The following is a 12,128-nucleotide window of genomic DNA, read 5'->3' as shown; positions in this document are numbered from 1 at the left end:
TGAATATCCTTTTGGGTGTATATTACTCAAATGACACAGATTTATGAACACTACCTCTTGGTCTCCTTAGAGGCATAGTGTGTAACTTATGTTTGGTATGAGAAGAAAACAGTGAAAATTGACGACCTCAGATTATTTTTATCGGTTGTGGATCTGGGCAGCTTTGCCGCCGCCGCCAGTTCCATAGGTGTTCCACGAGCCTATGTCAGCCGCCGTATTGGTGAGTTGGAGGCTGATTTAGGTAGCAAACTCTTTACCAGAACTACACGTAAGCTGACTCTGACGCCCACCGGAGAAATTTACTATCAGCAGTTGCTGGAGATTATTCCCAGATTGGAGTCGTTAAATGAGTCAATCAAGAACCAAAGGAATATGCCAACGGGCTCTGTCAAACTGGGCTTGATTGGCGATGCCGATATTGTCGCCCACAACTTGTTGCAGGAATTTCTTCGAAAATATCCGCTGATCACTTTGGAAACTCATGTCAGCAACCTGGGATACCACGATATTTTGACCTACGGTCTGGATGCCTGTGTTCATATAGGTGAGATGAAAGACAGTTCCTTCGTGGCCCGCCCCTTGATGAGAGGATTGCGAAAGCTCTATGCCAGCCCGGATTATATCGCGCAGCATGGCATGCCCACATCGATAAATGATCTGGATAATCATGCTTTGATCATTCACCGTTTGGCCAACGGCGAGCTGGAAGATAAATGGATTTTTAATCAGGGTGAATACCGAACCCATAGCAGGCTGATCTCCAACAATAGTTCCTACGTAAAACATGCTGTTATGAATGGTGCTGGTATCAGTTTGTTGGCTGAACTGAGCGCCGAAGAACACGTCAAGTCGGGTGAGTTGGTAGAAGTACTGCCCGAGTGTGAAGTTTATGTTGATGATGTTTGGTTGGTTTATCCGAGCCGCAAGGGGATGACCCATGCCGCCAGGTTATTGATCGACAGTATTATTGAGGAGGCACGTAAGTTGGATCTGTAGATTGTCATGAATTCCGTGACATTGATGTGTAAATATATGTTATTGTTTTAAATATGGCCTGGTATTACTCTGTGCCGCAATTGATATAAGTAGTTAGGAAATTGCAGTGACAAGAGTAAAATCGACCGGGCTTAAGTTAAGTCTGCTATGCAGTAGCGTGGTATTCATGCTGTGGGGTTGTGGCAACAGTGAGCAACCACAGGCGGCCTCGACCGCGCTTCCACTGGTTCAGGTGATGGAGCTTCCGGCTCCGGTCAGTGACAGAGTGCATCAGTTCAGTGGCATTCTGGAGTCGGACAAGACGGCTGAGCTGTCTTTTAGGGTGCCGGGCACACTGGAGCAGATCTTGGCTGATGAAGGCAGTCAGGTTAAAAAGGGTCAAGTCATCGCTCGTCTGGATCCTCATGATTTTCAGGTCAGCGTGATGGAGCTTGAGGCCAGGCTCAGTGAGGCCGAGGCTGCACATCGTTTGGCAGCCATCGAGCTCAAGCGGGTTCGCGCCGCTATTAATGATAAGGCGATAGCCGGGGTCAAACTGGATCGGGCCATTAGTGCCGAAGCACGCGCCAAGGCGGGTGTCGAGCTGCTGAAGCAATCTTTGAAAAAGGCCCAGGACTCTCTGGCCTATACCTCTCTCAAAGCTCCCTATGACGGCGTCATAGGTAAGCGCTTTGTCGACCGATATGAGCAGGTGGATGTTGGTACTCAGATAGTGACTATACATCAACCCACCACACTTAATGCCGTGGTCGATGTCTCTGAAAGTCAAATTTGGAATCTACGCCAGGGCGCAAACGGTGAAGTCTCTTGGTTCAATGCTGAAGGTTCGGTTGCGGCCGAGATCACCCAGATTGCCAGTGTCCCCGATAGGCTCAAACGCACCTATGAAGTGACCTTTGCCCTGAAACAAGCGCCTAAGCAGTTGGTTGCCGGAAAGGCGGTCAATGTGGCGGTGAACTTACCTTACGCCAGCCAAGCGCCGGTGTTTTGTATTCCGGCCATGGCGGTATCCAGTCAAAAGAGCCAGCTGTACGTTAATCGGGTAGTGAATGAGCATGCCAGCGCAGTAGCGGTTAAAGCCATGAGTCAAACCGACGACTCTATCTGTGTTTCCGGCGAACTCCAGCAAGGTGAACGTATCATTTTGGCCGGTGGAGCCTTTGTGGAAAATGGACACAAGGTGGAGGTATTGGGCGAGGCGCAGGTTAAGTCATGAATCTGTCTACCTTTGCACTGAGACAAAAAACCTTTGTCATTTTTTTCACGATTCTTGGCATGATTGCCGGGATCTACTCCTATTTTGATCTGGGGAAGTTGGAAGACCCTTCATTTACGGTTAAAAGCGCGGTTATCGTGACTCTCTATCCGGGGGCCGATGCCAAGGAAGTGGAACAGTTGGTGACCGACAAAGTCGAGACCAAGTTGGAAGAGATGGAGTCGCTGTGGAAGCTGCGTTCACTATCCCGTCCCGGTAGCTCGATGATCTTTGTCGATCTCAAAGAGAAGGTGAACTCTGACGAACTGCCGCAGCAGTGGGACTTACTGCGCCGCAAAGTGGAAGATGTGAAGCTGGAGCTGCCGATGCAGGCGCAGATCAGCATAGTCCAGGATGAGTTTTCCGAAGTCTACGGCATGTTGTTTGCGGTCTATGGCGACAATATGAGCATGGCGGAGATGAAAGATCACGCCAGAGAGTTGCAGCGGCGGATCAAGGCGGTTGATGGCGTGAAAAAGGTGCAGCTGCACGGTATTCATGAGCAGGTGGTTAATATCCGCGTCTCGGAAGAACGTCTGAGCGAAACCGGCCTGACCATGCTGCAACTGATCGATCAGCTGCAGAGCCAGAATATGCCAGTGACCGCCGGTGACTTTGATCTCGGGATTGAAAACCTGCGGGTAGAGCAGGGCGGCAGTTTCCAAACTGTGGATGATATTCGTAACGTCAGTATTCAGACCGGGATCAATGGTTTGAACTCGGCGGTGATCCGCTTGGGCGATATCGCCGATATCACTATGGACTATCAGGATCCTGCAACTACTTTAAGCCGTTTCAATGGCCAACAGGCGGTTACTCTGGCTGTGAGCCCAGTCAACGGTATCAATGTGGTCAGCATAGGCGACACTCTCAAACAGGTGCTGGCGGATTATCAGGCCGAATTACCTGCGGGTGCCGGTATCGGGGTTATCGCTTATCAGCCGGAAGAAGTACAGAAGTCGGTCAATAACTTCATTAGCAATCTTATTGAAAGTATTGTGATAGTTGTGGTTGTGCTGCTGATCTTTATGGGTTGGCGCAGTGCTTCGATTGTTGGTGCTAGCTTGTTGCTGACGATTCTATTTACCCTGGTTTACATGAATTTGACCAATGTGGATCTGCAGCGGGTCTCCCTGGGTTCCTTTATTCTGGCCCTGGGGATGCTGGTGGATAACGCCATTGTGATAGTGGATCTGTTCCAGGCCAAGATTAAACAAGGGATAGAGCGTACCCAGGCGGTTATCGATAGTATCAAGGAGATGGCTGTCCCGCTACTGGCGGCGACTGTGATTGCCGCCATGGGCACGGCGCCGGTATTGCTGTCACAAACCGATTCGGCCGAGTTTTCCCTGTCCATTGTCCAGGTGCTGTGCAGTTCACTGCTGCTTTCCTGGGTGATCGCCATGATAGTCACGCCGTTGATGTGCTGGTTCTTCCTCGGCACGGCCGTTGATGAAGACAAAGCAAAAGCCCCTTCACGCTATTGGTTGATGTACAAAAATGCGGTTGATTGGGTAGTGGAAAACCCCAAGAAAACCTTGTTGTATGTTGTTCCTTTACTGGTCGGCACCCTGTTGGCCGCACCGTTGCTGAAGGTGAACTTCATGCCGTCATCGGACCGGGCGATAGTGTTTCTGGATTACTGGTTGCCCAATGGTGGTCGCATAGAGCAGACCTCTGCCGATATGCGCAAGGTCGAAGCCTGGTTATTGCAGCAACCAGAGGTGGAGAGTATTTCTAGCTCGGTCGGCGAGAGTGCACCGCGCTTTTCGGTGACGGTTGAACCCGAGCCGCTGGACTCCAGCTATGGTCAGATACTGATCAACACCCGCAGCTATGAGGATATTGAGCCCCTGGTCAGTCGTGGTGATGCTTGGTTAAAAGTGCAATTCCCCTATGCAGAGCCGAGATTCAGGGATCTCAAACTGGCGACCAAGGATAAGTATTCGGTTGAAGCGCGCTTTATCGGCCCGGATCCCGAGGTGCTGCATCGTCTGGCCGATGAGGCAAAGGCTGTAATGGCCTCACACCCCAATCTCAAATATGTTCGCGACGATTGGCGCCAGGAAAGTAAGGTGATGACGCCTATGGTGGACCTGCATGCGGCGCGTCTCGCCGGCGTGACCCGAACCGATATTGCCAATGCCATCAATCGGGTGACCGAAGGCAGCCAGGTGGGCACCATGAGGCATGGGGATGACCTTATTCCCATTAAGCTGCGCAGCGCCAACGCAACTCTGGAGCACTTTGAGAATATTCCGGTGCGCTCTTTGCTGGGCACTCACAGCGTGCCTATGGGACAAGTGGTTGAGAGCATAGAGATAAAAGGTGAAGAAAGCATGATCTGGCGTCGCAACCGGCTGCCGGCTATCACGGTTCAGGCCGGAGTTAGCGGCGACACCGCATCCAATGTTCGTCAGCAGATTGCCGCTGAGATTGAAGCCATTGCCTTGCCGGCCGGCTACAAGATGGAGTGGGGCGGTGAATACTATGACGAGCAGCGCTCAATTGATGACTTAATGAAACAGAACCCCAAGGCCACCTTGTTGATGCTGATCATTCTGGTCGCCATGTTCAATGCCTTCCGCCAGCCCATGATCATCATGATCACCTTGCCGCTGGCCTCCATTGGCATTGTCTGGAGTCTGTTGTTGCTGGATAAACCCTTCGGCTTTATGGCGATAGTCGGCATGATCTGCCTCTCGGGCATGATCATCAAAAACGGTATTGTGCTGATGGATCAGATAGAGCTTGAGCGTCGTAACGGTTTGGGCATTGCCGAGGCGATCAAGGCTGCGACCTTGAATCGAACCATGGCGATCTCAATGGCGGCGTTGACTACGGCGCTGGGGATGATCCCTCTGCTTACCGATCGCTTGTTCGATCAGATGGCGGCCACCATTATTGGCGGTCTCACCGCGGCATCAGTGCTGTCACTGTTTGTAATGCCGGCCCTTTATCGCTTGTTTTATCACAGGGATGAACAAAAAGAAGCCGAACAACTTGAGTTGGCGGCCCCATCACAGCCTGTATTGACAGCCAAAGAGGTGAAGTAATGAAGAAGCATATTTTGGCTGCCATTGTCGGCGTAACCCTGGTCAGTGGTTGCAGCATGGCACCTGACTATCAGTTGCCAAGCGTGAAGGTCAGTGAGCTGTATTTCAATGCCGATACCCAAGGCGTGGCGGCTCAGGCCCTTGACTATCAAGAGTGGTGGCGGCAGTTCAATGATCCGCAATTGGATGCCTTGGTAGCCACGGCGCAGCAGCAAAACATCAACCTGAAAATCGCCGCCGAGCGGATCCGTTCGGCCCAGGCCTACGAAACGGCAGTGTCATCTTTGAAGTTGCCTTCGGTTTCTCTGGGCGGTGGGTATATGGATCTGCGGATCAGCGAGAACGATCCCATGATGGGGGGCGCAGTTTCCGGCGTCGACTTGCCCGACTCCCTCGGTGGCGGTAGTGTCAAATTGATGGACAGAGATCCCAATAGCAGCTTTCTCGGGGCGACGATAGCCTGGGAGGCCGATCTGTTTGGTCGCATCGATAGCCTGAGCCGGGCCGCCGAAATTCGGGTTGAGCAGGCAAGAATACTGAGAGCCAACCTCACCACCTTGATGACGGCCGAAGTCATAGATAACTATCTGCAATATCGCGGCGCCGAGGAGCGGATGCTGATCGCGGCCAAGAATATCAAGGAGCAGACAGAGGTGCTGGCACTGGTGGAATCGCTGGAGCGCCATGGTTATGGCTCCAGCCTGGATGTAGCCAATGCCAAGGCTGCGCTGGCGACGACCAAGGCGATGCTGCCCATGCTGGACTCGGCCAAGCAGGCACATCTGCATCGGCTGGCGTTGCTGCTTGGGGAGAATATCAACCAAACCCAGGCGCGTTTGACTGATGCCGCATTGCCGCAGATGCAGCAGTTGATCCCGACCGGTGTGCCTTCTGAATTGTTGACCCGGCGTTTGGATATCGCCTTGGCCGAGCGGGAAATTGCCGCCAAGAATCAGGAGTTGGGGGCCGCCATTGCCGCCAAGTACCCCAGCTTTTATCTAACCGGCGCCCCGGGGATATCGGCAGATCACTTTGACGATCTCTTCTCCTCTGGCTCCACGACTTGGGCGCTGGCGGCGGGGTTTAACTGGAATATTTTCGATGCCGGTCGGACTCAAGCCATGGTCGATATCCAGGAGAGTGGCTTTAAGACAGCTGTGTTGAGTTACCAACAGACGGTCAATAACGCCATCAATGAGGTTGAAACTGTGCTGAGGCTCTACGGCAATAGCCAGGAATATCATAAGCATATAGTCAAAGCAGAGGCCCAGGCCGAGACGGCGGTGACCAAGGCCACTTCCCTGTATCGAGCCGGGCTTGAGAACCACTTGAGTGTGTTGAATGCCCAGAATGTCAAAAACAACATTCAGGATGCCGAAGTCGTGGCCAGGCTCAATACCGCCTCTACTGTTGTCAATCTGTATAAGGCGCTCGGGGGCGACTGGAGCTTGAAGCAAACCCAGTCGCAACAATAAGGCGTTGATCTTAGGTGCAGAAGGCTTTGTGTGAGTCTATCCCTGCACCCGCTTTTTCCAGGGTGAACAGCTGAGTCTGGTCACACTGAAAATCACAGGAGTTATTGTGGAGTCGTTAAATACCCCGCCGGAAGGTGCTGACAGCCAAGGGCAAAATACCAAGTTGCAGGCCTGTGAAGAGTGCGGTTTGGTGAGTGCTTTTAGCGAGCCCAAACCCGGCAACAAGGTGAGCTGTCCTCGCTGTCATCACGGCTTACAGTCAGCCTTGAAGGCACCGTTTCAGCAGGTTTGGGCCTATGGTTTGGCGACCCTTATCATGTTGGCCTTGAGCCTGGGATTTCCCTTTCTGTCTTTCAGTGTCCAGGGCTTGTCGCAAAAGGTCAGTCTTTGGGGGGCCTTGGTCAGCATGCATTACGCCAGCAATAGTATATTGGCGTTGGTGATCTTGCTGTGTGTGATCATCTTGCCGTTGATCTATATCCTTTTTGCCATGTCCATCTATCGCCTGGGTTATCTGTCGAGCCAAGGCAAGGCTGTGTCTTTAGGTTGGGCCCGAGTGGGCAGCAAGCTTGTTTTCAAGTTTGAATCCTGGTTGATGGCCGATGTGTTTCTGGTGGGGATCTTGGTTGCCATGGTGAAGATTATCGCCTTGGCGGATGTTGGTTTTGGACCATCTTTCTGGGCTTTTTGCGTTTACAGCCTGCTATTGGTGAAGTTTGTCTCCGTCATTGATAGTTCGTGGATCTGGGATCGCTTGTCGCCCAGAGACGAGATTGCCAAGGTTCGTAGTGGCGACAGTCATCTGAATCACAACCACGAGACCTGCCATATCTGCGGCCAATTAAATTTGGTGTCGAGTAAAAACTGCTGTCGCTGTGGCGCCGGGGTTCAGCCTTATATTCCGCTACAAAGTATGCAGACTGCCTGGGCTTTTTTGTTGGCCGCCGTGGTGTTTTATATACCGGCCAATTTTTATCCCATCATGTATACCACCAGCGTTGGGCAGACTGAGGCCTCAACCATTATCAGTGGTGTAGTTTTGCTTTGGCATCTGGGTTCCTATCCTGTGGCTTCAGTAATTTTTCTGGCCAGTATAGTGATCCCTACCGCCAAGATCCTGTCTCTGGCTTATCTGTTTCGCCAGGTGGGCAAAGGAACAGGCAAGGGTAAAGAAAATCGCAATCAGTCGCTGTACCGGGTAACCGAATTCATCGGCCGCTGGTCCATGATAGATATCTTTGTGGTGGCTTTGCTGACCGCTCTGGTTCAGTTGGATGAGCTTATGGCCATTAAGCCGGGACCTGCGGCACTTTCCTTCGCCATGGTGGTGATCTTGACCATGTTGTCCGCTATTAGTTTTGATTCCAGGGTGCTTTGGAGTCAGTCAGGGCTTAAAAAGTCTACCCATGAATAATATGAGTGAATCTATGTTAAATGATGAATATGTCCGGGCCGAAGAGTCCCCAAGCGCCAAGGTGTCTGCCGTTTGGCTGATACCTATAGTTGCACTGGTGATTGGTTGCTGGATGCTTTACGACTACTTCGATCAGCTTGGCAGTGAGATCAAGCTTCACCTCAAGACTGCCGAAGGCATTGAGGTGGGTAAAACTTTTCTCAAGTCACGTAATGTCAATGTTGGTGTGATTGAGAGCATTAAATTGAGTGATGATTACAGCGCGATTATCGCGACGGCAAGAGTGTCTCCGGATGCCGAGAGAATGCTGACTACAGACGCTCGTTTCTGGGTGGTGAAGCCCAGAATCGGCAAAGAGGGGATCACAGGACTGGATACCTTGTTGTCCGGTGCCTACATAGAGTTGGAGCCGGGAAGATCTGCCGTCGCCAATTATGAGTTCAATGTACTGGAGCACCCTCCGGTAGCCTCGGCCGATGAACAGGGCATCAGGGTCGTGCTCAATAGCCGCCAGGCGGGCAAGCTTGGCGTCGGCGACCCTGTACTCTACGAAGGCTTCACAGTCGGCAGAGTGGAAAGCACCGGCTTTGATACCGATAAACGCCAGGCGTTTTACCAGCTGTTTATCAATAAACCCTATGATGAATTGGTGCGCAGCAACAGCCAATTTTGGCTGGCATCGGGGCTGAATATGCAGCTGTCCGCCAAGGGGCTTGATCTGCAGGTGGGTTCCCTGGAGTCATTGCTCAGAGGAGGCGTCAGCTTTGGCTTGCCTGAGGGGCGTTTGGCCGGGGAAAAGGTTGAGGATGGTGAGGACCATTTCCGTCTCTATGACTCGCGGGAGCTGGCTAGTCAGAGTCTTTATAGCCAGTATTTGGAATATGTCATGTTGTTTGATGAGTCGGTGCGGGGGCTGCATGAAGGCGCCAGCGTCGAATTCCGCGGTATTACCATAGGTAAAGTGGTCAAGGCACCGCTGACGTTGCAGCAGTATGGTGTTCATGGCGCAGGACTCAGCAATGGCACCATTCCGGTATTGGTCAGAATTGAGCTGGCGCGGGTATTTGAAAACGCCGAGTCGGCGGGGCTTGAGCAGCTGCGCTCAGAAATAGACAGAGATTTGGGGGCGGGCCTGAGAGCGAGCCTCAAGACAGGAAGTCTGTTAACCGGCGCGCTGTTCATCGACTTGGATCTGTATCCGGATGCCGAGCCATACCAGGCCGGAACTTTTATGGAGTATCCACTGTTTCCCACCAAGCGTGCCGGAGTGGCCGAAATACAAAAGCAGGTGGGGCAACTGATCAGCAAATTAAATAACTTACCACTGGAGAGCACTTTCCAGGGGGTCAACCATACCCTGGAAAACACCAGTGCCGCCTTGGCGCAATGGGACAAGGTGGGGCAAAAATTGGAGCAGTTGCTTAAGCAACAGGAGATGCAGGCCTTACCGGGTGAGCTGCAAAACACGCTGCGGGAATTTCAAGGGATGGCGCAGGACTATGGTCAGGACTCGGCCATGTACGCCGAATTGCAATCCAGCCTGAAACAGCTCAAGGCTGTGATGCGGGAGTTGCAGCCCTTGTCACGGCAACTGAATGAAAAACCCAACCTCTTGATCATGGGGGCAGATACTGCCGCTGATCCGACACCGAAAAAGGCCGATTGATATGCGAATTATCCTGTTTTCTCTACTGCTGGTATTGGCCGGCTGCTCCAGCCAACCCCAGGTAACCACTTATTTCTTGGGTAAAGCGCCGCAGGCAACTTCTGAAACGAGAGCAACATCCCATCTGCGCCAGTGTCAATGGCGCCTCGCCGGGGTGGAAATGGCCGACTTTCTGGCGGGCAATGGTTTGGTTTATCAGGTTTCAAACCATGAATTGGCTATCGCCCGTCAGCATCTGTGGGCCGGTGATATCACTGAGCAGATAAAGGTCAAGATGGTATCTTTGTTGGCCAATGAATGCCCACGTGAGGCCTCGGTCAATATACCGGCGCAGCAGCCGTTAACCCTGACTTTAAGTTTCAACGAGTTTCACGGACGATACAGCGGCGATGCCTTGATTGGGGGCCATTGGCGCATCAGTAAGACTTCCGGCGAACAAGTGTTGCAGGCCGACTTTCATTATGACGTGCCCCTGACTTCAGACGGATACCCGGCGCTGGTGGAGAGCCTCTCCCTGGGGCTTGAAAAGCTGGCGCGGGATATTGATGCCGGGATTGCGAGCCTGAATCTCACTAGCGAACAGAGTTTGGCTTCCACGCGCTAAAATACTGTTGAACGCAGCCAACTTGCTGACTAATGCCAGAGGCTTGCTGATGGCTTTTGCCTAACGCTATTTGGCTGGCAGCATCAGCAGACTGCCGCTATGTGGATAAACATAAAAATGCCTGCAAAGTGATGCAGGCATTTTTATCATCCTTAAACCACCGCCGCTGGCGGTGTTGATGGTTTCGGTTTAAGGTTTCATCGCCCAGGCGCGGAACGACTTGCCTTTGAGCTTGCGTTCACTCAGTAATTTGACGGCGGTATTGGCGCACTCGCTGCGCACCGCCACATAAGACCAGATATCCTGAATTTGTATCTTGCCCACATCGGCGCCGGTCAGGCGGTTGTCGGCTGTGATAGCACCGAGAATATCCCCCGGGCGCAGCTTATGCTTCTTGCCGCCTTCAATGCGGATGCAGCGCATGGCCGCTCTTATCGGCGCTGAGGAATAATTGCCGGGCTTTGGCAGTTCGCTCATGGTTTGCGGGCCGAAGATATCCTCCAGCAGCGCCATTCGCATGCCATCCTTGGGGCCTACCAGGCTGACGGCCTGGCCCGAGGCACCGGCGCGGCCGGTACGACCGACCCTGTGCACATGCACTTCGGGATCGAACGCCAGTTGATAGTTGATCACCAGATCCAGGGCTTCGATATCCAGCCCTCTAGCGGCAACATCTGTGGCCACCAACACCACCACGCTCTTGAGGGCAAACTGCACCAGAGCTTGATCGCGCTCGCGCTGATCCAGATCGCCATGGAGTGCCCGCACGCTGAAGCCCTGCTGCTCCAGGCTGTCGGCCAGCTCCTGGGTTTCTCTTTTGGTATTGCAAAATATAACTGCACTCTCCGGCCTGTGGGCCAGTAGCAATGCTTCCACCGCTTGCAGCCTAGAGGCGGTGTCCGTCACTTCGATAAACTGCTGCGCTATGCTGAGTTGATCATGTTGCTGCTCCAACTTGATGCTGAGCGGCTTATCCATCATGGCGCGGGCCAGTTCGGCAATCGGCTCCGGGAAGGTGGCGCTGAACAGCAAACTCTGGCGCTTGTCCGGCATATAGGCGCTTATCTGCTCCAGTGCATCGGCAAAGCCCATCTCCAGCATACGGTCGGCTTCATCCAACACAAGTTGCTGCAATTCGCCCAGATCCAGACGCCCCTTCTGCAGGTGGTCCAGTACCCGCCCCGGGGTGCCAACTATAATGTGCGCGCCATGTTCCAGCGAGCCTATCTGTGGCCCCACAGGCACGCCGCCGCACAGGGTCAGGATCTTGATGTTGTGAATGCCGCGGGCAAAACGGCGCAGCTCCTTGGCCACCTGATCGGCCAGCTCCCGGGTAGGGCAGAGCACCAGGGACTGAACCCGAAAACGTTTCACATTGAGTCGATTCAACAGCCCAAGACCGAAGGCCGCCGTTTTGCCTGAGCCGGTTTTCGCCTGAGCCAACACGTCGCGGCCTTCAATAATGGCCGGCAGGCTGGCGGCTTGAACCTGGGTCATGGCGGTGAAACCAAGATCGTTCAGGGTGGCCAGCAGGGCGGGTTTCAACGGCAGGCTGGAAAAAGGTAAATCACTCAAGCTGTGTCCTATGGGCTCGCAAATGGAGCAAAAATGGTAAAGGGGTATTGTAACAGGCGGGGATGGTTTTTAGGCAGACTAATCTTG

The 12,128-nt window shown here is 53.0% G+C and carries 8 protein-coding genes; 7 read left to right on the top strand and 1 reads right to left on the bottom strand.

Going from position 1 to position 12,128, the window contains the following annotated elements:
- The first annotated feature begins 111 nt into the window (after window positions 1–111).
- The 7 genes from CX651_RS00785 to CX651_RS00755 all read left to right on the top strand — a co-directional run bounded on the left by CX651_RS00785 (window position 112) and on the right by CX651_RS00755 (window position 10,466).
- Entirely contained in the window at window positions 112–996 is an 885-nt protein-coding gene (locus CX651_RS00785; protein WP_101052688.1) for a LysR substrate-binding domain-containing protein, read from the top strand.
- Between the two features lie 106 nt (window positions 997–1,102).
- Entirely contained in the window at window positions 1,103–2,212 is a 1,110-nt protein-coding gene (locus CX651_RS00780) for an efflux RND transporter periplasmic adaptor subunit (protein ID WP_224867552.1), read from the top strand.
- The gene (locus CX651_RS00775; protein WP_101052684.1) at window positions 2,209–5,307 is read left to right on the top strand and encodes an efflux RND transporter permease subunit; all 3,099 of its coding nucleotides are present in this window, start codon (window positions 2,209–2,211) and stop codon (window positions 5,305–5,307) included. Before CX651_RS00780 ends, CX651_RS00775 begins: the two co-directional genes overlap by 4 nt.
- On the top strand, window positions 5,307–6,782 hold the full coding sequence (locus CX651_RS00770; protein WP_101052682.1) for an efflux transporter outer membrane subunit: 1,476 nt from the start codon (window positions 5,307–5,309) through the stop codon (window positions 6,780–6,782). The genes CX651_RS00775 and CX651_RS00770 overlap by 1 nt, the downstream gene beginning before the upstream one ends.
- 106 nt (window positions 6,783–6,888) lie before the next feature.
- Window positions 6,889–8,196, top strand: coding sequence for a paraquat-inducible protein A (locus CX651_RS00765; RefSeq protein WP_224867548.1), 1,308 nt, complete (start codon window positions 6,889–6,891; stop codon window positions 8,194–8,196).
- Complete coding sequence (gene pqiB / locus CX651_RS00760; protein WP_224867546.1) at window positions 8,189–9,862, top strand: intermembrane transport protein PqiB; 1,674 nt, start codon at window positions 8,189–8,191, stop codon at window positions 9,860–9,862. Before CX651_RS00765 ends, pqiB begins: the two co-directional genes overlap by 8 nt.
- A gap of 1 nt (window position 9,863) precedes the next feature.
- Entirely contained in the window at window positions 9,864–10,466 is a 603-nt protein-coding gene (locus CX651_RS00755; protein ID WP_101052680.1) for a PqiC family protein, read from the top strand.
- 189 nt (window positions 10,467–10,655) lie between these two features.
- Here CX651_RS00755 and dbpA read toward each other — a convergent pair whose 3' ends face one another.
- Window positions 10,656–12,041, bottom strand: a complete 1,386-nt coding sequence (dbpA, locus tag CX651_RS00750) for an ATP-dependent RNA helicase DbpA (protein WP_101052678.1) — start codon at window positions 12,039–12,041, stop codon at window positions 10,656–10,658.
- Window positions 12,042–12,128 lie beyond the last annotated feature (87 nt).

It is taken from the genome of Shewanella chilikensis (assembly GCF_002836945.1).
Lineage (GTDB): Bacteria > Pseudomonadota > Gammaproteobacteria > Enterobacterales > Shewanellaceae > Shewanella > Shewanella chilikensis.
This window is presented reverse-complemented; position numbering and strand designations above follow the sequence as displayed.

Excerpts from the sequence above, each read along its gene's own strand:
- CX651_RS00775 (WP_101052684.1), top strand. The coding sequence starts at position 2,209 with ATGAATCTGTCTACCTTTGCACTGAGACAAAAAACCTTTGTCATTTTT.
- CX651_RS00770 (WP_101052682.1), top strand. The coding sequence starts at position 5,307 with ATGAAGAAGCATATTTTGGCTGCCATTGTCGGCGTAACCCTGGTCAGT.
- pqiB (WP_224867546.1), top strand. The coding sequence starts at position 8,189 with ATGAATAATATGAGTGAATCTATGTTAAATGATGAATATGTCCGGGCC.
- CX651_RS00755 (WP_101052680.1), top strand. The coding sequence starts at position 9,864 with ATGCGAATTATCCTGTTTTCTCTACTGCTGGTATTGGCCGGCTGCTCC.